This is a genomic window from Polyangiaceae bacterium, assembly GCA_020633235.1.
In the GTDB taxonomy this organism is placed as follows: Bacteria; Myxococcota_A; Polyangia; order Polyangiales; family Polyangiaceae; genus JACKEA01.
The window spans coordinates 218,178-239,855 of the sequence record JACKEA010000003.1; the positions used below are offsets into that span (position 1 = coordinate 218,178).

The 21,678-nt window shown below is 67.8% G+C and carries 17 protein-coding genes; 7 read left to right on the forward strand and 10 right to left on the reverse strand.

Annotated features, from left to right (window positions below; genetic code table 11):
- Window positions 1-59: 59 nt before the first annotated feature.
- Window positions 60-3,635 (reverse strand): N-acetylmuramoyl-L-alanine amidase, encoded by a 3,576-nt coding sequence (locus H6717_17815; GenBank protein ID MCB9578890.1) that lies wholly within the window; start codon window positions 3,633-3,635, stop codon window positions 60-62.
- 112 nt (window positions 3,636-3,747) lie between these two features.
- Between H6717_17815 and H6717_17820 the strand changes: the two genes are divergently transcribed.
- Complete coding sequence (locus H6717_17820) at window positions 3,748-5,418, forward strand: formate--tetrahydrofolate ligase (protein ID MCB9578891.1); 1,671 nt, start codon at window positions 3,748-3,750, stop codon at window positions 5,416-5,418.
- 461 nt (window positions 5,419-5,879) lie between these two features.
- Here the strand turns inward: H6717_17820 and H6717_17825 are convergent, their stop codons facing one another.
- Window positions 5,880-7,325 (reverse strand): hypothetical protein, encoded by a 1,446-nt coding sequence (locus H6717_17825; protein MCB9578892.1) that lies wholly within the window; start codon window positions 7,323-7,325, stop codon window positions 5,880-5,882.
- Window positions 7,322-7,630, reverse strand: a complete 309-nt coding sequence (locus tag H6717_17830) for a hypothetical protein (protein ID MCB9578893.1) — start codon at window positions 7,628-7,630, stop codon at window positions 7,322-7,324. The genes H6717_17825 and H6717_17830 overlap by 4 nt, the downstream gene beginning before the upstream one ends.
- A gap of 943 nt (window positions 7,631-8,573) precedes the next feature.
- Between H6717_17830 and H6717_17835 the strand changes: the two genes are divergently transcribed.
- Entirely contained in the window at window positions 8,574-10,211 is a 1,638-nt protein-coding gene (locus tag H6717_17835; GenBank protein ID MCB9578894.1) for a hypothetical protein, read from the forward strand.
- On the opposite strand, the gene H6717_17840 is transcribed toward H6717_17835, so the two are convergent.
- Window positions 10,212-10,754: a hypothetical protein gene (locus tag H6717_17840; protein ID MCB9578895.1), complete on the reverse strand. Its 543-nt coding sequence runs from the start codon at window positions 10,752-10,754 to the stop codon at window positions 10,212-10,214.
- Between the two features lie 182 nt (window positions 10,755-10,936).
- Here H6717_17840 and H6717_17845 point away from each other — a divergent pair, with 182 nt between their 5' ends.
- Window positions 10,937-11,725 carry a slipin family protein gene (locus tag H6717_17845; protein ID MCB9578896.1) on the forward strand — a complete coding sequence of 263 codons (789 nt, stop codon included), beginning with the start codon at window positions 10,937-10,939 and terminating at the stop codon, window positions 11,723-11,725.
- Here the strand turns inward: H6717_17845 and H6717_17850 are convergent.
- Both H6717_17850 and H6717_17855 read right to left on the reverse strand, forming a co-directional pair.
- Window positions 11,691-12,665 (reverse strand): cytochrome d ubiquinol oxidase subunit II, encoded by a 975-nt coding sequence (locus H6717_17850; protein ID MCB9578897.1) that lies wholly within the window; start codon window positions 12,663-12,665, stop codon window positions 11,691-11,693. The genes H6717_17845 and H6717_17850 overlap by 35 nt on opposite strands.
- A 29-nt stretch (window positions 12,666-12,694) precedes the next feature.
- Window positions 12,695-13,990, reverse strand: coding sequence for a cytochrome ubiquinol oxidase subunit I (locus H6717_17855; protein MCB9578898.1), 1,296 nt, complete (start codon window positions 13,988-13,990; stop codon window positions 12,695-12,697).
- Window positions 13,991-14,165: 175 nt separating this feature from the next.
- Here H6717_17855 and H6717_17860 point away from each other — a divergent pair, with 175 nt between their 5' ends.
- The 3 genes from H6717_17860 (at window position 14,166) to H6717_17870 (ending at window position 17,053) form a co-directional block, all read left to right on the forward strand.
- Window positions 14,166-14,765, forward strand: a complete 600-nt coding sequence (locus H6717_17860; GenBank protein ID MCB9578899.1) for a peptidylprolyl isomerase — start codon at window positions 14,166-14,168, stop codon at window positions 14,763-14,765.
- A 150-nt stretch (window positions 14,766-14,915) separates the two neighbouring features.
- A complete protein-coding gene (locus tag H6717_17865; GenBank protein ID MCB9578900.1) occupies window positions 14,916-15,560 on the forward strand; it encodes a hypothetical protein in 645 nt (214 codons plus the stop codon).
- On the forward strand, window positions 15,557-17,053 hold the full coding sequence (locus H6717_17870; GenBank protein ID MCB9578901.1) for a Tim44 domain-containing protein: 1,497 nt from the start codon (window positions 15,557-15,559) through the stop codon (window positions 17,051-17,053). Before H6717_17865 ends, H6717_17870 begins: the two co-directional genes overlap by 4 nt.
- Here the strand turns inward: H6717_17870 and H6717_17875 are convergent, their stop codons facing one another.
- Both H6717_17875 and H6717_17880 read right to left on the reverse strand, forming a co-directional pair.
- The gene (locus H6717_17875; protein ID MCB9578902.1) at window positions 17,054-18,061 is read right to left on the reverse strand and encodes a metallophosphoesterase; all 1,008 of its coding nucleotides are present in this window, start codon (window positions 18,059-18,061) and stop codon (window positions 17,054-17,056) included.
- Window positions 18,062-18,087: 26 nt separating this feature from the next.
- Window positions 18,088-19,680 (reverse strand): ribonuclease J, encoded by a 1,593-nt coding sequence (locus H6717_17880; GenBank protein ID MCB9578903.1) that lies wholly within the window; start codon window positions 19,678-19,680, stop codon window positions 18,088-18,090.
- 207 nt (window positions 19,681-19,887) lie between these two features.
- On the opposite strand from H6717_17880, the gene H6717_17885 reads away from it, so the two are divergent.
- Window positions 19,888-20,319 carry a rhodanese-like domain-containing protein gene (locus H6717_17885; protein ID MCB9578904.1) on the forward strand — a complete coding sequence of 144 codons (432 nt, stop codon included), beginning with the start codon at window positions 19,888-19,890 and terminating at the stop codon, window positions 20,317-20,319.
- Here the strand turns inward: H6717_17885 and H6717_17890 are convergent, their stop codons facing one another.
- Window positions 20,320-20,931, reverse strand: coding sequence for a hypothetical protein (locus tag H6717_17890; protein MCB9578905.1), 612 nt, complete (start codon window positions 20,929-20,931; stop codon window positions 20,320-20,322).
- A gap of 9 nt (window positions 20,932-20,940) precedes the next feature.
- Complete coding sequence (locus H6717_17895; GenBank protein MCB9578906.1) at window positions 20,941-21,672, reverse strand: glycosyltransferase family 2 protein; 732 nt, start codon at window positions 21,670-21,672, stop codon at window positions 20,941-20,943.
- Window positions 21,673-21,678: the final 6 nt, after the last annotated feature.

Genomic DNA, 21,678 nt, shown 5'->3' on the forward strand with positions numbered 1-21,678 from the left:
CATAGCAAGATCGAGGCCCGCGCTCGGCGGGGGATCCGGCGGTCATTCGCGCACTGCTTTCACTCTCTCGGTTGGAACGCGCCCGCATTGCGCCGACGCAGCCAGGGCAGCAGAACGAGCGCAAAGGCAAGGAAGCCCCAGGGGTCGGCTGGGGTTCGGCCCGCGGCGCGGCACGCGCAGGAGCCCTCGTCGCTGCCGCTGTCGCTGAGCTTCGTCTTTTGACCAACGCCGGAGCTCCCGCCGCTGGCCGTGGCGCCGCCCATTGCGGGAGCGCCGCCCGAAGCGCTGTCGCCGCCCGAGCCGCTCGCGCCGCCGGTGCCGCCGCTCGGCGGTTCGACGGGCATGGGCTCGTCGATGACGTCCACCTTGCCGCTTTCGTCCTTCACCAAGATCGGCTCGGCGCGGAGATCCGGACCGACCTCGAGGGCGTTCACCTGCGCGGCGGGCACTTGCTGTACGTCCGAGAAGGCGAAGCCCCAGGCGGCCATGGCGGCCGGATCGGGCACGTGGCGGCGCCATTTGCCGTCCACCAGCCACACTTCCGGCGAGCCGTCGTCCGCTTGAATCAGCTCTGGCGTGGCGGGCAGCGCGTCCTCTTCCGGAATGCTCGCGATCTGCGCATCCGAGAGTGGCAGCATCTGCCAGAACAGATCGAAGTGCCACGCGGCGAGGCTGTCCGGATTGATGACGTGGCGGCGCACGCCCTTGGGCACCTCGGCGGTGCACTTCAGCGTACCGGGGCTCTTGTTGAGCTCGGCGTTGGCGCCGCCTTGACTGTCGATGGCGTAGCCGTGCACCTCGTGGGGCTGGCCGTCGAACAGTGATAGCGGCGGCGAAATGTCGAAGGCGTGCTCGCAGGAGCCCAAGGCGGAGCACAGATCTTGTCGCGACTGGTTGGCGTTCAGGCTGGTGCCCTTGGCGCCCGAACCGGCGGGGCCGCCCCAGTACAGGTGGACGTCGATGGACTTCGTCTTCTCGTCGGGATCCTGCGCCCAGCCGTTGACGCCGTCACAGCTCACGCCGTCGAGGTAGCCCGTGGGTTTGTGATTGCCGCAGGGGCCGCCGCCGGGACCACCGCCCCACCACTCCCAGTGCCAGGTCTCGCTGGGGACGGTGCGCTTGAAGCCGTAGGCAGCGCCGTGGTTGTTGAGCCAGGTGAGCACGCCGCTGGCGGAGGTGTTCAGATCCAGCGCGTGGCCGCTCTGGTGGTTGCTGTAGCCGGGCTTGGCGGCGAGGTTACAGTTGTTGCAGCTGCAGTTGACGTAACAGCTGTACAGGTACTGCTGCTCCGCCATGGTGCGGAACCCGCTCACTATCTTGAGGTTCACGCCCGCGGCGGCCGCCGCTTGCGCCATCACGTAGTAGGCGTTGGCGGTGTCTTTCTCGACCTTCTTGCCGTCTACCGTCACCACCGTGATGGGGAACGCTTTGCCCGAGGTGTAGCCGGTGTCTTGGGACTCGGAGCAGTCGATGCTGGAGAGGGGCTCGCTGGAGACGCTCATCAGCGCTGGATCGTCCGCGCTGGGATCCCCCTCCACGGCGCCGTCATCCGGGGCCGCGGAACAACCGAGGGCGAACAGAACGAGGGGCACGAGGGCGCGGCGCGGTCGGCGCCGGAGCCAGGGCAGTGCGAGGAGCAGCAGCGCGAACCACCCCGAGGTACCGCGCGGCGAGCCGCCCGCGGCGCGACACGCGCAGGAGCCGTCGCTGCTGTCGTCCACGAGCTTCGTCTTCTGGCCGCCGGAGCTGCCGCCGCTCGCGGTGGACCCGCCCGTGGCGGTGGAGCCCCCGGTGGCGGTGGAGCCCCCGGCACCCCCGGCGCCGCCGGTGCTCGGCGGATCCACCGGGAAGGGATCGTCGATGGCGTCCACCTTGCCCGCCGAGTCCTTGACCAGAATAGGCTCTGGCCTGAGCGCGGGGCCTTCCTTCAGCGCGTTCACCTGCGCCGCCGGAACCTGCTGCACGTCGGAGAAGGCGAAGCCCCACGCGGCCATGGCTTCGGGGCTCGGCACGTGGCGGCGCCACTTGCCGTCGACGATCCACACTTCCGGCGAGCCGTCGTCGGCTTGCACCAGCTCCGGCGTGGCGGGCAGGGGGTCGGCCTCGGGGATGCCGGCGATCTGAGCGTCCGACAGCGGCAGCATCTGCCAGAACAGATCGAAGTGCCAGGCCGCGAGGCTGTCCGGATTGGTCACGTGGCGCCGCACGCCAGTGGGCACCTGTGCGGTACAGTTCAGCGTTCCGGGGCTCTTGTTCAGCTCCGCGTTGGGACCGCCGGCGCTGTCGATGGCATAGGCGTGGACCTCGTGGGGCTTGCCATCGAACAGGGACAGCGGCGCCGCGATGTCGAAGGCGTGCTCGCAGGAGCCGAGCGCGCTGCACAGATCTTGGCGCGAGACGTTCGCGTTGAGGCTGGTCGCCGGAGCGCCGGAGCCGGCAGCGCCGCCCCAGTACAGGTGCACGTCGATCGACTTCGTCTTGGCGTCCGGATCCTGTGCCCAACCGCGCACGCCGTCGCAGTCCACGCCGTCCAGGTAGCCAGTGGGCTTTTGATTCCCGCCGTTCTTCACCAGCGACATGTAATGGTTCCAGTCCCACCCCGGCCCCGGATCCGTGTGATCGGAGCAGTCCGGCGCCTCGCCGTGGCCCATGATGTGAGCCTTGTCCTTCGGGATCCCGTACTGATCCGCGAGCCAAGCCGTGAGCTTGGCACTCGCGGTGTACATCGCCTCGGTGTACCACTTGCCCGGATCGGCGACGTAACCTTCGTGCTCGATGCCGATGGAGTTGGTGTTGAAACAGGCGTCGTGCCAGGCGATGTCGGCATCGTCGACCATCTGCGTGATCTGGCCGTCGCTCGAGCGCACCACGTAGTGGGCGCTGACCTTGGAGGACGCGTTCTTGAACCAGGAGATGGTGCCGGCGTAGCTGCCCTGGGTGGTGTGGATCACGATGTAGTTGATCTGCGAAGCGCCGCGGTTCGAGTTGGTGTAGTTGCCGCTGTAGGCGGGGTTCCAGTTGGCGCCCGGGTAGCCCAGAGCCAGCTGCACCGTCCCGAGCTCGTCGCTCGCTCCAGTGCCGGTCATGCGGAGCTCCAAACCGGCGGCGTCCTTGCCGACGAAGCCGACTCGCAGAAGCTCTGCCACCTCCACGCGCAGCGCGTCGCCGCCGTAGGCCTCCACTGCTTCGAGCCAGGCTGCTTGGGGCGCGCCCCGGGTGACGCCGCGGGCGCGTCCCATCACCCGCAAGAGCGCGGCGGCGCCGCGCACGTTCGCGCCGTCGTTCGTGGCCACCTGCTCCGCAGTGGTGCCCGTGAGCGTGGCTGCCACGTCCACGCTGGTGAGGTTTGCGCTGCCGATGGCCATCAAGCCCCACTCGCTCGGCACGTGGTCCTCTCCGGCCGCCGCGAAGGGCGCGGGGTTCTTCGCGTTGCCGAGGCGCGTCTGCACCCAGGAAATACTGGCGAGCACCTCTGCGGGCACGCCGGTCTCGCGCTCTGCCGCCCGAAACTCCGAGAGCAGGGCGGACTCCCCGGACAGCTCGGCGCGTGTGCTCTCGCGCCTTTCGGGGCTCGCGCCACAACCCCACAGCAGCAGGCTGAGGCTCAAGAGGAACAGCGTTCGTTGCAGCATCACGGTTACCGAGAGCAAGCGACGGGCCGGCTTCAAGTGTCGGAAATCACGAAAGTGTCCGTCGCAAACGCCAACCTCTGGTTGGCAGCTCCCGGTTGCGGCTACAAGCGTGGCCATGCCCACGGACGTCGAGATCGCCCATCAGGTCAGCCCGCGTCCCATCGCCGAGGTGGCGGGGGATCTCGGGCTCGGAGCAGACGACCTCCTGCCCTACGGCCGCGACAAGGCCAAGGTTCAGCTCTCCGTCTTGGAGCGCACGCGGAAACGCGACAACCCACCGCGACTGATCCTGGTCAGCGCCATCACGCCCACGCCCGCGGGTGAAGGCAAGACCACCACCACCATCGGCCTCGGCCAAGCGTTGTCGCGGCTGGGCCACTCCACCTGTCTCGCGTTGCGCGAACCGTCCCTGGGGCCGTGCATGGGCATCAAGGGTGGGGCCACCGGCGGCGGCAAGAGCCAGGTGATCCCGATGGAGTCCATCAACCTGCACTTCACCGGAGACTTCCACGCCGTCACCGCGGCGCACAATCTGCTCGCCGCCTTGCTGGACAACCACATCCATTTCGGCTCCGGCGTCTCCATCCATCCGCAGCGGGTGCTGTGGCGTCGAGTCATCGACATGAACGACCGCGCGCTCCGCAACGTGATCATCGGGCTCGGCGGCGTGATGCAGGGCGTACCTCGCGAGACTGGCTTCGACATCACCGCCGCCAGCGAGGTGATGGCGATGCTCTGCCTCAGCAGCAGCCTCGACGACCTCCGCGTGCGACTCGACCGCACCCTGGTTGCCTTTGGCTCGGACGGGCAGCCAGTGCTGGCCAAGGAGCTCGGCGCCACGGGGGCAATGCTGGCGCTGCTTCGGGACGCGCTGATGCCCAACCTGGTGCAAACCCTGGAAGGCACACCGGCCCTGATCCACGGCGGCCCCTTCGCCAACATCGCCCACGGCTGCAACAGCGTGCTGGCCACGCGCATGGCGCTGCATCTTTCGGATTGGGCCATCACCGAGGCCGGCTTCGGCTTCGATCTGGGGGCCGAGAAGTTCTTCGACATCAAGTGCGTGAGCGCCGGGCTGGATACCGCCGCGGTAGTGCTGGTGGCCACCATCCGCGCGCTCAAGATGCACGGCGGGCGCAAGCTGAGTGACCTCGCCGAGGTGGACCCGGGCGCCGTACGGAGCGGGCTCCCCAACCTGACCAAGCACATCGAGAACATCCGCTGCTTCGGCGAGGTGCCGGTCGTCGCGTTGAACCGCTTTGGCGCCGACACGGACGCCGAGATCGAGATCGTGCGCGCGCACTGTCAGAGTCTCGGAGTTCCCTTCGCGGTCAGTGATCATCACGCCCGCGGTGGCGAGGGTGCGCTCGAGCTCGCGCGTACTGTCGTTGCCCACGCGGAAAAGACTCCGCGTCCGTTCCGTCCGCTGTACGACTGGAAGCTACCGGTGGTCGACAAGATCCGCACCGTGGCACAGAAGATGTACGGCGCTCGCGACGTGCGTCTCACCAAGGACGCCTTGAAGGACCTCGCTGACGTCGAGCGCCTCGGCTACGCGGAGCTGCCGGTGTGCATCGCCAAGACCCAGAGCTCGCTGTCCGACGACCCCAAGCTCCGGGGGCGCCCCAAGGACTTCGAGGTCACCGTGCGCCGCATCCAGATCAACGCTGGCGCCGGCTTCTTGGTGGTGCTCACCGGCGACATCCTGCGCATGCCCGGCCTGCCCCGAAAGCCCTCCGCGGAGGGCATCGACGTGGTCGACGGCGAGATCGTCGGTCTTTCCTGAGAGTTTGTCGGGCCGCCGCGGAACCTCGCGGTTCCGCGCCCTCGACCTGGGTCAGCTCGGCGGCGTCCCCGGCCCGAGGGAGTCCAGGCGTATGCGAACGATTGTGTTCACGTCGTCCAGGAACTGCGCCTGTGCGAACACGTTAGCGAGAAGCAATGTGCGGCGAAGAGAATCGTGCGATTTCCGATATAGGTGGCGGTACACTCGCTCCCACCGGCATCATTGAAAACGCCGACTGCCATGAGCTCCGGCATGCCGGTTGGTTGGCCCTGATACAGGTTGTCGTTGCCGGTGCCGCTGGCCACATCCTGCGCGTCGCAGGCAGGAACCAGCCCGGCCGCCAGACAAACTACTCCGTACGCGCACGCCACATGCGTCCTGTTCATTGCCCACTCCCTTTTCTTGGCGCCCGATAGGGCGCGATTGGTCTTGGTTGCTCGCCCCTAGTCCTAGTCCTAGTCCTAGTCCGGAGGTATGCCTGGCCCGAGGGAGCTCAGGCGGATGCGGCGGAGGTTGGTGATGGACGGCTTTCCCCAGGTGGTGAAGACCTCGTCGCAGGTGACGGCGACGGGCTTGCCCCAGGTCCAGTGGCGGTCGGGGGGGCTGTCCAGGATCCAGGAGACGCCGTCAGCGAGACGGACGATCATGAGCTTCTCGTTCATGACCGCAGGGTTGTAGGCGAGGGCGGCGTAGCCGCAGCCGACCGCGTCGGGCGTGTACCCACCCCACACGCTGGGATCGGGCCAGGACCGGAGGCGGACGGGCTTGATGGCGCCAGGGTCGGATGAGAACTTCGCGCTCATGACGGAGCGCGTGGGGTAGAAGCCCTCCGGGCCGGTCCGGTCCTCGCCCTGGAGCCAGACGAGGTCGGTGCCATCGGTGAAGGCGTTGGCCACGCCGCGAGTGAGGTCGTTGCCGAAGCTGATGAGCTCGTGGGCGCCGTCCTTCTCGGTCCAGGTCCAGATCTGACTGATGGCGGTGGACTGTGCGCTCCAGAGCAGGGTATCGCCGATCCAGATGGGATTGGAGATGTCCAGCCCCTGGTAGATCATGCCGACGTGCTCGCCGTCCCAGCGGTAGACATCGAGGTGGGAGCCGCTCAGGGCGTAGAACGCAGAGCCGGGGCGCAGCGCACCCGAGGAAAGATCGCCTTCGTTGAACGCGTGGAGTACGGGCAGTGTGAGTGCGTCGTTTTTGCCGCCAAGCACCAAGTTGCCGACCGTTTTGCCCACTTGGTTCTGCAGTATCTGCCAACCAGTGGTTGTCGCCGAGATACCGGTGCGAATCAGGACGAACGCAGGATACTGGTAGCTGTTCCAAGAGGAGTAGAAGGCCTGTCGGACGGGACCATCGGCTTCGACGATGAGGTCGAAGGCGGCGGCCTGCTTCATGCCGCCGAGGAAGCGGGTCAACAGCTTGCGCACTTGGAGCAAGACCTCGCCGTTCGGCAGGACAGTGGCGTAGGGGATGCCGCCGACGGGAGTGCCGGCCTCGTCCTGCCAGTCGACGACGAGCTCGCGGCAGGTGTAGGTGCTGGGGCCGAGGTCGGAGCACTCCTGCCACTTCAGGCCCTTGGGCAGCAGCGAGGCATCCGGGGGCCCGTACAGGTCGTACCAGCAGGCGGCGACAGGGACCTTGACCCAGCCCGTGGGGACGTCGTCGGGGATGGGGCCGGGACAGTCCACGTTCCCGTCGCTGCCGCCGCTACCCGCGAAGCCATCGCTGACCGGCGCGTCGGACGGCTTTGCCTCCGCCGGCGCGTCGAGGCTGGTCTCCTCCGCGCCAGCGTCTGTCGGCTCTGCGGCATCGTCCTCACCGGAGGAGCAGCCGCGCAGCGCGACCACGGCCAGAGCGAGGGCCAGGCTGGCCCCCGCTCCGCGCGCGGCGAGTTTGGCGAGGCGTTTCACAGACATTGTTCCACTTGGGGGGGAACTCCGGATTGGTCGACCAGGCTGGGGAAGCGGAGACTGACGATGGAGTCGCCGGCTCGAGTGACGAGCCGGTAGCCGCTCCGGTCGACCAGCGGCGGTCCCGTCAGGACGCCGGAGTCGGTCCGCATCAGCGTAGCACTCTCGGTGCCGAGCTCGAACGGCGTGGCGGAGAAGCGCAGGGTGCAGTTGCTGCGCGAGGCATCGGAGAAGATGACTCCTTTTCGCCGTGATTTCAGCTGAACGCGGCCTGCCCGGATGGAGCCGCAGCCAAGAGGAATCATGAGCCGTGCGCGCGTGCGTGCGTGCGTGCGTGCGTGCGTGCGTGCGTGCGTGCGTGCGTGCGTGCAACATCGGAACCCCCGGGTCTTCCCCTCGTGGTTGTTCCGAAGACACCCGTCCGGCCTGGCGCTGGCCAACACAAACCCTGCGCGGGCACAAACGAGTGGGAGAGTGTGGGCTCCGAGATCCCGGGCACCTGCGACGGAACTGGTCGCTGCCGCTCACCACTTGACGAAGCTCACTGCGGGACGAGGATTGTCGCAGGGAGGACGGAAGGCCGCGGTGGGAATGCACGCATCGCCATGCCCGACGTCGGTGACTGGTCGAGTGGCGTGGGAATAGCGACGCGGACTGCGCGTCGGTCTCCACGTGCAGGCTCCGCGACGAAACCGTTGGCAAACAGGGCGTCCGGACGTCTTGCGAGCCGCGCCTGTGCAGCTGCGACGCCGACTGCCCGGACGGACTCTGGTGCCGGAACGAGGGGGGCTCTCACTTCAGAAACCGTCCTGTGTGGAGCCCGATGCGTCCGTCACGGAGTGCACGCATAGCGAGGAGTGCGGGCTGGTGTGCCGGCCCCACGGTGCGTGTGACGCGGACCAGAAAGTGTGCGCCCCCGTCCAATGCCACTGCGATGACGACTGCCCAGAAGGTCAGACCTGCTGGCCGGAAGGCGCACGATACCTGTGCGTTGACGCGCCCGTTTGCGATTCCAATGCGGACTGTGGGGAGTCGGAAACCTGCGAGCCGCACACGGACATCGCGCCGCTCACGGGCTGCCCTGCGGATCACCCTCGCGACGTGTGCACCGCGCCTGCGGCCTAAGAGTGAGGTTCCGCGGCGCCCCGACAATATTCTGCTGACATTAAAACGTGCGGTTACCCTTGCATAAGTAAGGGTGACGATGTAGGTGTTCGACATACCTCGGCACACCTCGGGAGGCGTTCGATGTTGGCAGCTTCATTGCGGTGGTTCTCGCGTTTCGGGCTGATGGCGGGCGCGCTCTGCGCGTCCACGGTGGCGTGCTCTTCGGCGGACACCACGCCGGGCGGCAGCGGAAGCACCGGGGACGCGCCCTACGACTACGTACCCCCCGGCAAGGCGGACGACTACCGCAGCACCACGGGCCAGGAGTACGCGCTGCTCGCGATCGACTCGGTGACGCTGTCGGACGCGGATCAGCAGCTCAGTGGGGCGGAGCGGGCCGCGGCGGCGGAAGAGCTCGTGAAGCTCAAGTTCAAGGCGCTCTCGTTCTTCATCTACGAGTACATGGCCTCGAAGGAGCACGAGGACTCGAACTACGGCTACGGCGGCTTCCGCACCACCGTGCGCCAGCAGACCTTCGAGTCCCTCGACATCTCCGAGCGCTCGAACGAGCCCGGCACCTACGACTTCTTGTTCTCCGCCGAGGTGGGCGGACCCAAGGACCTCCTGAAGCAGCTGCCCCTGGAGGCCAACGGCATCACCTTCAAGCTGGCGCTGCCGATCCTGACCACCGCGGAGATCGAGTCCGGAAGCTACTCCAGCAAGTATTCTCACTTCGATCCCTCCAAGTACGACGCCTCGCAGATCAGCTACCTGGACGTGGACATCGAGCCCAAGCCGATGGAGCCCGACGCCTACCCGGACTACGCCTCGTGGTTCGCCGACGGAGTGTTGGACGTCGCCATCCACGTGGGCGGCGACTACAACGCCGCACGCTACGACCTGCAGACGGCCAAGGACATCTTCGCCCGGCTGCAGTCGGATCTGCACCTCACGGCGCCCGTCCAGAGCTTCGAGGAGCTCAAGCTCGACAGCGGCCCGTTCACCGGAACGCTGGACGCCAACGGCACGCCGGTAAAGCTCGAAGTGTACTTGCTCCACCCGGACATGGCGCAGGAGCCCGGCGTTGGATACCAAGGGCTGATCGACGCGTACAAGGCCTCCGCTTCCACGCGGGACATCGTGATCTACGACGGCCACGCCGGGTATGACGCCTCCTACAGCGGCGTGGTCGTCCACTACAACCCGCGCTGGGCGATCCCTGCGGACGACTTCGCCACGCTGGACATGCCGGACAAGTACCAGCTGTTCTTCTTCAACGGCTGCAAGACGTACACGACCTACGCGGACTCGCTGTACGCGAACCCCAAGAAGACGACGGCGAACCTGGACGTGATCACCACGGTGAACTTCTCTTGGCTGAGCGAGATGACCCGCATCACCACCGACTTGCTCGGCGGCTTCACGCGCCGGGTTTCCGACACCCACGTGCCCGTGAGCTACGACCACCTGCTGGCGGACATGAACAAGGGGCGCAGCTGGGACGTGATTTACGGGGTGCACGGCCTGAGCGACAACCCGCGGATTTCGCCCTACGCGGACGTCGGCACGCTGTGCGGCGCGTGCTCCGGCAACAGCCAGTGCCCGGGCGCCGACAACCTGTGCGTGAAGATCTCGCCGACCAACTCCGTGTGCGGCGTGGCCTGCACGGACGACAGCGGCTGCCCCGATGGCTACAAGTGCCGCAGTGTCGCGGCCAGCGGCAGCTCGCTCATCAGCGCTGCCCAGTGCATGCCCGCCGCGCAAGCGTGCGGCGGCTGATCAGCCGACTTCTCGCTCGTCGTCATCCACGGAAGCACGAACGGCCACGCGCACGCCGCTCTTGGCGGGCGCGTCGGCTTCCGTGCCGGCCTCCCCCGAGAAGTGCACGACGCACGTGACATTGGCGGACTCGAGCTCCGATACCAGGTCGTGACCGAGCTCCAGCAAACGGCTGCGCAGCTCTTCGTCCACGCCGCCGTGACAGGAGAACAGCAGGCGCCCACCTCCGCCCTCGTGCATGTGTCGGATGACGGTGCGTGCGATCAGCTCCCGCGTGGACCACACCGAACGGCTGTCGTTCCTCGACACCGCCAGGATGGCGAGCGACACGCGGCGCCCGGTGCGCTCAATCGTGGCGAGGCGACGCACGGCCCGGAGCGCGATTTCCGCTGGACGCTCGTCGCCCACCGTCTGTTGCACCACTTCCGTCTCGGCTTCCACACCACCGCTGGCAACCAGATCGGGAAAGTCTGCGGCGACTTCCACGACCACGAAGCGGATCGGATCCGCCGGCTCCCACGGCGCTCGGGCACGCCGTGTCATTGCGTTCCCTCGTGTCGTCTCATTCCTCCCTCCTCTCGCCAGGATTGTAGACCCAAGCGCCGAGCCGTGCACGTTGCGCCTCGCGTTTCGCAGGCGCGGAATTCGACATCGAAATCGGAACCGCAGGTCTTGCCCGGGTGTGGACTTGCTCCAACGTTGAATCCCGAGAAGGGAGGCTTCGGATGCCGGAGCTGGTTGGAATCACTGTGTTTGTCGCGCTGGGGGTGCTGTTTTTCGCGGTCATCGTGCTCAGCGCATCACTCCGAGTCATCCGTGAGTACGAGCGCGGGGTGCTGTTTCGTTTCGGGCGCGTGAGCCCTGCCAACGTGAAGAACCCGGGCTTGCGCATGATCATTCCGGTCGTGGACCGTCTGCTGAAGGTCGACATGCGTACCGTGACCTTGGACGTCCCACCCCAGGAGGTGATCAGCAAGGACAACGTCACCATCCGCGTCAACGCCGTGATCTACTTCCACGTCTTCGCTGCCACGGACGCCGTGGTGAAGATCGCCAACTACGTGTCGGCCACGTCGCTCTACGCCCAGACCACGCTACGGAACATCTTGGGACAGCACGAGCTGGACGAGATCCTGGCGGAACGGGAGAAGATCGGCCAAGCGCTGCAGGCCATCATCGACAAGGCCACGGACGCCTGGGGCGTGAAGGTCACCGCGGTGGAGATCAAGGACATCGAGCTGCCGGAAGTGATGCGCCGCGCCATGGCCAAGCAGGCCGAAGCCGAACGCGAACGCCGTGCCAAGATCATCGCCGCCGAGGGCGAATTCCAGGCGGCGCAGCGCTTGCAAGAGGCTGCCGCCGTGCTCGAGCGGCATCCGGCTGCGGTCCAGCTGCGCTACCTGCAAACGTTGGTGGAGATCGGCGTGGAGCAGAACACCACGGTGGTGTTTCCGCTGCCCATCGATCTGCTGACCAGCCTCAAGAACGCCGCGCTCTCCCCGAAGACGACTTGAACACGCGGTACAGGTAGACGAGCGCCGGGACGAGCAGCAGGGAGCCGATGCCGAGGGCCAGGCACAAGGCCGGCATGACCTCGGGATTGGGGCTCGCCTCGGCGAGCGTCACGTCGGGCAGCACGAAGTGCCCGCGCATCGCGAGCCCCCAGCCCACGACGACGAGCCCGACCTGCACCGCCGCCAAATAGCGCGCCCAGCCGAGCCGGCGCGTCCATAGCAGGGCCGTCGCAGCGAGGGCCGCGACGGCCGTGGCGATCTGAATGGGCCAGGTGAAGGGCGAGCGCGCGAGGTTGTCGAACAGGCCGGGCGCGTGGCCTCGGGCCATGAGGAACGTGACCAACGCCAGCGCCCCGGCGATGCCCTCCATCCACAGCGCTCGCCGTCGAAAGTCCTCCGCCACATCTCCTTCCGACTCCGCCGCCAGGTACACCGACGACAACAGTGCGAAGAGCGCGAGCGAAAACGCGCCCACGCACAGGGCGAAGGGGGAGGTCCAACCCGCGAAGTATCCGGTCGTCACCTCGCCCTCCACGACGCGAATGTCTCCGCTGGACACCGCCCCCACCACGGTGCCCAGCAGCACCGGCGTGACCAGGCTGGCCCAGGCGAACACCCGCTCCCAGCCGACGCGCTGGTCACCGACGCCGTAGGCGTTGAAGGTGTAGGCCGCGCCGCGGAGCACGATGCCGAGCAGCGCCAGAGCGATGGGTACGTGCAGCGCAATGCTGATGATGGCAAAGGCGCGGGAGAACGCCGAGAACATCACGACGATCACGAAGATCAACCACACGTGGTTCGCCTCCCAGATGGGGGCGATGGCGTCCTGCACGGCCTTGCGCTGCGCTGCCTTGCGGGGACCCCGCGCCAGCAAGCTCCATAGGCCGGCACCCAGATCCGCGCCACCGGTGACGGCGTACACCGAAAGGCCCAGGCCCATCGCGGCCCACAGCACCTCTGCCCACGGCGTCACGAGCTGCCCGCCACGTAGCGGCGCAGCAAGAGCGCCACCACCGTTCCCAAGACCAGGTACACGAGGCAGGTGACCAAGAGCGAGATCTGCACGTTGGGCATCGGCGTCACTGCGTCCTTCGTGCGCATGACCCCGTGGATGATCCAGGGCTGGCGCCCGACCTCCGTCACCATCCAGCCGGCTTCCACCGCCAGGAGCCCGAGGGGCGCCGCGAGGGTGGCCGCCCACAAGAACCTGCGCTGCTCGGGCAGGGCCTTCTTCCGCAGCAGCAAGAGCCCTCCCCACAGCGCCACGCCCAGCATGGCGAACCCCGACGCCACCATCACCTGAAACGAGAGGTGCGTGAACGTCACCGGTGCCCAGTCTTCGCGCGGCACGCGATCGAGGCCGGACACTTCCGCGTTCGGATCCCCTTTGGCCATCACGCTCAGCATGCGGGGCAGCCGAAGGGCGAGGCTCACCTCTTCCCTTTCCGGATCCGGAATGCCGCCCACCAAGAGCGGCGCCCCGCGCTCGGTGTGAAACAGCGCCTCCGCGGCGGCGAGCTTCGCCGGCTGGTGCGCCGCGATGTGCTTGGCAGAGAAGTCTCCGCTCACGACCTGGAGCGGCGCCGAGATCAGCACCACCGGCAGCACCACGCGAAGTGCGCTGCGATGAAAGCTCGATCCCGGATCCCGAAGCAGGCGATAGGCATGGATGCCGAGCACCGCGAAGCCCACGCTGCTGTAGGCCGCCAACGCCATGTGCGTGGCCTGCGTGGGAAACGCCGGCGTGAAGAAAGCCTGCCATAGATCCACGTCGGTGATGGCGCCGGTCTCCGTCAGCCGAAACCCGCGCGGCGTGTTCATCCAGGCGTTCACCGCCACCACGAACACGCCGCTCACGAGCCCGGAGAGCGCCACCACGCCACCGCTCGCGAGGTGGACCTTCGGCGACACCCGCTCCCACCCGTACAGGTAGATGCCGAGGGCGATGGCCTCGAGGAAGAACGCGAAGCCCTCCATGCTGAAGGGCATGCCAATGAGCGGACCCGCCTTTGCCATGAAGCGCGGCCACAGGAGCCCGAGCTCGAAGCTCAGCACCGTGCCACTCACCGCCCCCACGGCGAACAGGATCGCCGTGCCCTTGGCCCAGCGCTTGGCCAAGTCGCGATACGCCGTATCGCCCGTACGCAGGTAGCGCGCCTCGGCGATGACCATGAACAGCGGCATGGCCATGCCGGCGACGGCGAACAGAATGTGAAACCCGAGCGAGATCGCCATCTGCAGGCGAGCCGCCAGCAGCGAATCCATGAGTGGGCTCCTCGCCCGGATTCCTGGGGCAGACGCCGCAACGCGTCAATGCCTGATGATTTTGTTGGTCCGGCGCGATCCCCGTCGCGTCGCGACCGCGGGTGCCGGCAGCGGGCTCACTGGTGTATGGCTGGCTCCGGCCGCTCGCGGCCCAACGAAACTACGGAGACGACGAATGCCCGAATTCCCCCCCATCCAGGTTGCCGGCAGCGGTCAGCTCTACGCTCGGCTGCACACCACCCAAGGTCCCATCGTGGTGGCGCTCGAGGAGCAGCGCGCACCGGAGACCGTGAAGAACTTCGTGGGTCTCGCGACCGGCACCATCGACTGGAAAGATCCCAAGACGGGGCAGAGCATGCAGGGCCAGCCGCTGTACTCCGGCGTGCGCTTCCACCGCGTGATCCCGGGATTCATGGTCCAGTGCGGCGATCCCATGACCCGCTACACCGACGACTCGGCCGTGTCCCAGTGGGGCCGAGGCAACCCCGGCTATCGCTTCCAGGACGAGTTCCACCCCGAGCTCCGTCACGACCGTCCGGGAATCTTGTCCATGGCGAACTCCGGTCCCGGCACCAACGGCGCGCAGTTCTTCATCACGGAAGGCCCCACGCCGCACCTGAACGGCAAGCACAGCGTGTTCGGCCATGTGATTGCCGGCCAAGACGTGGTCGGGCGCATCGCCAACGTGCCCCGCGGCCGCGGCGATCGTCCCAACGAAGATCAGGTCGTGACGCAGATCGAGATCTTCCGCAGCGAAGCACCACCGACGGCGTGAAGAGCCCAGCTCGGACCTGACAGAGCCGACACTCCGCGGCCACGGCCAGCGCCGCGGAGTGTCGAGCATCGACCCTGCTCACGAGAACGGCGCGGCCTCGAGGTTCCGCGGCGGCTCGACAAGCACCCGAAGCTTCGACGAGCACGCGCCATGGGAGTAGAGTCCGGCGCGGAAATGCGCGAGGCGGCTTTCTACCAGGACGAGGCAAAAGAGCGAGCCGCCGCTGCCGTCAAGGCGGTCGAGGCTCGGACCTCGGCTGAGGTCGTCGTTGCCGTGCGCCGTCGCTCGGGCGACTACCGCATGGCCGCCCACTACTTCGGCTTCGGGACTGCGGCGGTGGTCACGACGTACATGCTCGTCGCACCGCAGGTGTTCAGCATCGGCGCGATGGCGCTCGACGCCGTCGTCGCGTTCTTGCTCGGCCTGCTGCTCTGTCGCAACGTCGAGGCGCTGTCGCGCGCGCTCACGCCGTCGTCCACGCTGCAAAAAAACGTGGCCACGGCCGCTCGGGCGGCGTTCTTCGATCTCAGGATCTCGAAGACCAGCGGTAGAAACGGAATCCTCGTGTTCGTGTCCACGTTCGAACGCACGTGTGTCGTGCTGACGGACGTCGGCATCGACCTCACCGCCCTCGGGCAGGGCTTCGAAGCCGGGGTCGGCGCGATGCAGAGCGCGGTGCGGGAGCGGAACTTCGACGCGTTCGTCAACGCACTGGAGAGTTTGGGGCCGGTGCTGGGCGAAGCGATGCCCCACGCGGAAGACGACGTGAACGAGCTTCCCGACGAGGTCCAGTGACGGCGCGCTCCAAACGGTCGCGCCGCGTCGCCGTCGCGGTTGGCGCCGCGCTGCTCTTCGCCGCCGCCGTGGCGCTGGCGCGCCCCGGCGGCGGCCAGACGTTCTCCGGCGGGTCGCACGGCGGGGGCGGCGACGGCGGGGGCGGCGGGGGCGGCGCCCTGGTGGAGCTCCTGATCTGGCTGGTGATCGAGCACCCGTCGATCGGCATTCCGGTCGTGCTGGTGGTGATCGTAGTGGCCATCGTTCGCAAGCTGGCGGGCTCCAAGTTGCAGGGCTGGGCCACGACCACCACGCCGGCACAGGTGGCGGCGGTACCGACGATCCAGCACTCGGCGACCGTGCCGCGCTCGCAGCTCGATCGGATCCGCAGCGCCGACCCTGGGTTCTCCGTCGTCCTGTTCGAGGATTTCGCCTACCTACTGTACGCAGCGTTGCAGCGCTCGCGGGCAACCGGCACGGCGTCCATCGCCGCCTATCTCTCGCCCGGCCTGGCGCACAAGCTGCCCGATCCGGCACTCGGCGACGTGCGCGGCATCGTGATCGGCGCGATGAAGACGGTGCACTTCTCGGGCCTCGGCGGCGCGACGCTGGCGGTGGAGCTCCAGATCGAGGCCAACTACGTGGAAGCACCGCGCGCGGGTGGGGAGCGGCGGTACTACGTCGTGGACCGCATGCGGCTAGAGCGGGCGAGCAGCGCCAAATCCCGACCCTTCGCGCGGGCGCGCACGCTGGACTGTCCGAACTGCGGCGCTCCGCTCGAAGCGGTCCGCGGCACCCAGTGCAGCTATTGCGGCCAAGACGTCGGCTACGGGCGCTTCGACTGGATGGTCGCGCGCTTCGACACCCTCACGCGAGAGCCCCGTGGTCCGCTGCTGACCGAAAACGTCCCCGAACAGGGAACAGAGCTGCCCACCATCGCGGATCCTCGAGCCCAGCCACGCTTCGCGCAGATCCAGCAGCGAGACCCCGCGCTGACCTGGGACGCTCTGCAGGCGCGCATCGCCTACGTGTTCGACGAGCTCCAGGCGGCGTGGTCGGGACGCGACACCGCACGCATTCGCCCATTCGTGTCGGACAACCTGTTCCAATCGATGGTCTATTGGATCGACTTGTACGTACAGCAGCGCTGCCGCAACGTGACGGAGAACGCTCGCATTCTGCGCATCGATCTGGCGAACGTGCTGAGCGACGCCCACTATGACGCCGTGACGGTGCGCGTTTTCGCGACCGGGCTCGACTACACCATCTCCGACGACGGCAAGGTGCTGAGCGGCAGCCGCTCGCGGGCGCGAACGTACTCCGAATACTGGACCCTGATCCGCGGCAGCTCGCGAAAAGGAGCCGCAAAGGGCAACGCGAACTGCCCCGGTTGCGGAGCCCCGCTCGAGATCGGGATGGCCGGCAACTGCAAGTACTGTCAGGTGAAGGTGACCAGCGGGGAGTTCGACTGGGTGCTTTCCCGCATCGAGCAGGACGAGGCCTACTCGGGATAGTCACTCCGCGGCGACAGGGGGCGCCGTGGAGGATTTCTCGGTGAGCGCTTTCACGGCGGCGCCACGGATCTCGAGGGCTGCCGGTTTGCCACCATAGACCTTGGCGAGGCCCACGTCGATGCGCCACACCTTGTCGCCGCAGGCGCTGGTGATGCCTTGTTTCTGGACCGTGTGGCCGACCACCATGCGCTTGGCCTTCAAGAGCTCGAGCGCGCGTTCGAGGGCGCGACAGCTGCGCTCCGAAGGCTCGCCCTCGGAGTAGGAGCGATTCCAGATGGGGGACGCTTCGCTCGCGAGCAGCGCAGGCATGCGCGGCCTCTTGCCCTGCATCCACTCCGAGGTCTCGCGGTTCAGGCGCGCGATGCCGTACTCCACGTGGCCCGGCAAGATGCCGCCGTGAACGAAGGCCGTCTCCCCCACGACGATGGCCACGGGATGCTGGGCCAAGCGCACGGCCACGGGCCCCCCCGGCAAGAACGCCGCAGCGCGGCCGCGCATCAGCTCCGCGAAGGTGTCCACCTTCTGGGCGCTCCGAGCGGAGGTCGGCTTCACGCCCTTCCAATCCAGGAAGCCATCTTCGGTCACGTAGCGGAAATCACCGGAGACGTTCATCACCTCGTGGTTGCCGTTCAAGGCGTAGAAGCGTCCGCCCGCCGCCTTGGCCTTCTTCGCCAGGTCGTCGAACAGATCGAGCACCTCGGGCTCGGTGTCTCCGCGATCGAGCTGGTCGCCGGTCTGCACCACGATCGTCTTCTTGCCGATCCACGCGTCCTTGTCGTCGATCACTCCGGCCAGGCGCAGCACCGCGCGGACGCCGCCAACGTCCCCGTGGACGTCGCCGAAGGCCACGATGCGGTCGCCTCCCGGGAGCCGGTAGCTCGTGTCCTGAACGGTAGGGGCGCGGCGGACCGGCTCGCGAGCCACGGTGCTCGGGCGGCCCGGCGGCTCGCTGGGGGAGCGGTCACAGGCGGCGGCGAGCAGGACGACGAGAAACACGAAGCGACGCATCGCCGCCCAGCGTAGCCCAACGTGGCTCACACGCGAACGATGAGGATCTCGATCTGCGGACGGGTACCGGAAAGCTCCACCAACGCGCGGCGAGCGGCGCGGCGCAGCTCCTCTTCCAGCTCCAAGCGCCGGGGCCGGCGACGCGCGAGTGTCTCCGCCACGCGATGCGCGACGCTGCGGAGCGCCGCAGGGTCGTCGTCGACGGCAGGAATGCCTCGGGTGGTGACGGCGGGTGGCGCCACCGCGCGCTCGTCGGCGTCCAGCGCCACGCTCACCACCGCGACACCGCCGCGGCCGAGATCCGCTCGACGCTTGAGCACTTCCGCGCTGAGCGGCTCGCCGCCCATGGCGATGGGCACCTTGCCGTGGGGAAAGCCGCCGTCGTGGCGCAGGCCGCGCTCGGCGTCGTACGCCACGGCCGTGCCGTTCTCAGTGACCAACACCTGATCGACGCCGAGCTCGCGCGCGAGGTCTGCGTGGCGCAGCAGGTGATGCAGCGTCCCGTGCACCGGCACGAAGGCCCGAGGGCGAATCAGCTCCAGCATCCTCCGCTGCTCGGAGCGCGAAGCGTGCCCGCTGGTGTGGACGCCAGGGTCCGTCACTCGCGTGTGAACCCGGGCGCCCAGGCGCAACAGATCACACATCATGTCGAAGGCGACCCGCTCGTTTCCTGGGATCACCCGGGAGGAGAAAAACACCGAGTCGCCATCGGCGATCTTGAGATGCTGGTGGGTGTTCGACGCCAGCCGGCGCATGGCGGAGTTCGGTTCCGCCTGACTACCCCCGGCCAGCACCAGCAGCTGATCCCGCGGCACGCTTTCCGCATCTTCCGCGGCGACCAGCAGGTTGGACGGCCACTGCAGGTGACCGAGTCGCGTGGCGATCTCGACTTGCGTGTTCAGACTGCGCCCGAAGAGGCTGATCTTGCGTCCCGCCTTCTGCGCAATGTCTCCGAGGAGCCGCAGCCGCTGCACGTTGCTGGCGAACATCACCACGAAGGCCCGGGCCGGGGCTTCGCTGACGAGCCGCGCCAAGGTTTCGCCCACGTGCCGCTCGGACATCGGCGAACGCTCGGGCACGTCGATGTTGGTGCTGTCGCTCAAGAGCAGCGTCACACCCTCGTCGCCAAGGGCCTCGAGACGCGCCACGTCCGTCGGTTCGCCGTCCGGCGGACTCGGGTCCATGTGGAAGTCCCCGGTATGGAGCACGATGCCGGCATTGGTGCGAATGGCCAGCGCCGTCGCTTCGATGATCGAGTGCGACACGCGAATGGGCTCCACCTGGAAGGGGCCCACGTCGAAGCGCGTGCCGACGGACACTTCGCGCAGGCGGAGCTCGTCCTCGCCGAAGCCTCGCTCCTTCAGCCGACGACGGGCCAGCGCCAGCGCGTGGGCAGGGCCCCACACCGGCACGTCGAGCTCGTCGAGCAAGAAGGGCAGCGCGCCGATGTGATCCTCGTGGCCGTGGGTGATGACCACGCCCCGCAGCCGCTCCACGTTCTCGGCGAGCCAGCTGAAATCCGGGTGCAACACGTCCACGCCCAGGTCGTCGTGGGGGAAGCTGGTGCCACAGTCCACCACCAGGATGCCGTCGCTTTGCTCGATGGCGAGGCAGTTCATCCCCACCTCGCCCAATCCCCCGAGCGGCACGAGACGAAGGGTGTGGGGATCGAGCTGTCGGTTCACGCGGCTTTCTGCTTGGAGGCGGTGGGGTCCCTAGATTAACCCGAAAGCCGAACGATGTCCGGCAGATCCGACGCAGGCGGCTGGCGCCCGGGGGCGCGGAGCGTTAAGTTTCGCGCCCCATTTCGGGAGGAGGAGAGTCGAGTGGCCGAGATCAAGGGTGTGACGCCTCACGAGGTCGTCGAAATGCTGAAGGACGGCTACGTCTACGTGGATGTTCGCAGCCAGCCCGAGTTCGAAGCCGGCCACGTGCCGGGCTCCTTGAACGTGCCCCTGCTGCACATGGGCCCGGCCGGCATGACGCCCAACCCCGAGTTCATGGACGTGATGCAGCGCTGCTTCGGCAAGGACGAGAAGCTCATCATCGGCTGTCGCTCCGGCGGACGCTCCCGCCGCGCCGCGGAGATGCTGCTCAGCGTGGGCTACGACGACGTCGCGGATCTGCTCCCCGGGTGGGAAGGAACGCGGGATCACTTCGGTCGCGCGACGCCGGGATACTCCAAGCTCGGCTTGCCCATCGAGCACGGCGCTCCCGAAGGACAGCGCTACGACGACGTGAAGAACCGGAAGCCCTGATCAAGGCGCGCCGGCGTCGCGCTTCGGCTGCTTCTTCACGCGTTCGTAGTCGCCCGCCGCTTGTTCGATGACGGCGGCGTCGCGCGCGGCCTTCTGGGCCTCGTTCACCAGCGTGGCGGTGAACAGCGTCAGACCCCAGATGCCGTTGTCACGGCGGCGGAACGGGTAGCGCGTGCCCCGCGCGGTTTCCACCGTGGCGCGCTCGCCCTCGATCTCCACCTTGGCGATGCCGCTCATGTCGCGCCGCAAGCGGTCGAGCCAACCGAGGCGGCGAGCGTAGATCGCGAATACGTCGGCGCCGTCGGGCGCTGCCGCTTCCGCCGCGTAGGCGTTCGCCAGGCGCGTGCGCTCCGGTTCCGGATACGCCTGGAGCACCCGCTCCCGCGCCTGCTTGCGATAGCGCGCGATGGTGTAGCAGGCGTGCTGAGCGGGCGTCTCGACGTAGGCGAAGAAGGCCTCGGGCTGACCGCGATTCACCGCGCTCATCACGCGGAGGTAGGCGCCTTGGGGGGTTTTGTCGCTCGGGTACGTGGCCCACGCCCAGGCGAACCAGCCGGCGGGCAGCAACACGACCGCCCCGATCACCAGTGCGACGATACGCCTTCGCGTCACGGCGCCGGTCTACAGCGAGAGGCGCGAGCTGGCAAACGCCTCAGGGCGTTCCCGCGACCAGCGCCGAAGGATGACGCCGGCGATCTGCGCCACGTGCCACGGCCTGAGGCCGCTCTTTTCGCCAGCGTACACCGGACGTACCGCCACTTCCTTCACCACCCTGCCGCGAGACGCGAGCAGACCGAGCAGATCATTGGGGTAGCCGAAGCGCGGCCACAGCTCGTCCAGCGGCAAGTCCTGGGCAGCGCTCCGGCCGAGGGCGGTGTAGCCGCACTGGGTATCGTCGACCGACAGGCCCGTGGCAGCCCGAGTCAGTACCGCCAGCGCCCCGCTGCCCATCCTTCGCAGCACCGGCATGCGGTGGGCTTCCGGGTGCAGGAAACGGTTGCCCTTGACGTAGTCGGCGTCTCCCCGAGCCACGGGATCAATCACTGCCGGCAGATCCGCGGGGTCCATCTGGGCGTCGCCGGCCATCACCGCCATCACGTCGGCTCCGTGGCGCAGGGCCACCCCGTAGCCAGTGGCGATGGCGGCGCCCACTCCGCGATTTTCCGAGTGGCGCACCAGCTCGACCCGAGGGTCGGAGCAACACCGAACGGCGTCCGCGGTTCGGTCCGGGCTGGCGTCGTCCACCACCACCGCGTGATCGACGAAGTCCGGCAACGACGCGAGGGTCCGGCCAATCAAGCGTTCCTCACCAAACGCCGGGATCACCACCGCAATTCGCCGCCCAAGCCACATGAGCGA

What these genes read in the sequence shown, in the direction of transcription:
- H6717_17835 (MCB9578894.1), top strand. Translation starts at nt 8,574, where the DNA reads ATGTTGGCAGCTTCATTGCGGTGGTTCTCGCGTTTCGGGCTGATGGCG.
- H6717_17840 (MCB9578895.1), bottom strand. Translation starts at nt 10,754, where the DNA reads ATGACACGGCGTGCCCGAGCGCCGTGGGAGCCGGCGGATCCGATCCGC.
- H6717_17880 (MCB9578903.1), bottom strand. Translation starts at nt 19,680, where the DNA reads ATGAACTGCCTCGCCATCGAGCAAAGCGACGGCATCCTGGTGGTGGAC.
- H6717_17850 (MCB9578897.1), bottom strand. Translation starts at nt 12,665, where the DNA reads ATGGGCCTGGGCCTTTCGGTGTACGCCGTCACCGGTGGCGCGGATCTG.
- H6717_17860 (MCB9578899.1), top strand. Translation starts at nt 14,166, where the DNA reads ATGCCCGAATTCCCCCCCATCCAGGTTGCCGGCAGCGGTCAGCTCTAC.
- H6717_17865 (MCB9578900.1), top strand. Translation starts at nt 14,916, where the DNA reads ATGGGAGTAGAGTCCGGCGCGGAAATGCGCGAGGCGGCTTTCTACCAG.
- H6717_17875 (MCB9578902.1), bottom strand. Translation starts at nt 18,061, where the DNA reads ATGCGTCGCTTCGTGTTTCTCGTCGTCCTGCTCGCCGCCGCCTGTGAC.
- H6717_17830 (MCB9578893.1), bottom strand. Translation starts at nt 7,630, where the DNA reads ATGATTCCTCTTGGCTGCGGCTCCATCCGGGCAGGCCGCGTTCAGCTG.
- H6717_17895 (MCB9578906.1), bottom strand. Translation starts at nt 21,672, where the DNA reads ATGTGGCTTGGGCGGCGAATTGCGGTGGTGATCCCGGCGTTTGGTGAG.
- H6717_17820 (MCB9578891.1), top strand. Translation starts at nt 3,748, where the DNA reads ATGCCCACGGACGTCGAGATCGCCCATCAGGTCAGCCCGCGTCCCATC.
- H6717_17845 (MCB9578896.1), top strand. Translation starts at nt 10,937, where the DNA reads ATGCCGGAGCTGGTTGGAATCACTGTGTTTGTCGCGCTGGGGGTGCTG.
- H6717_17855 (MCB9578898.1), bottom strand. Translation starts at nt 13,990, where the DNA reads ATGGATTCGCTGCTGGCGGCTCGCCTGCAGATGGCGATCTCGCTCGGG.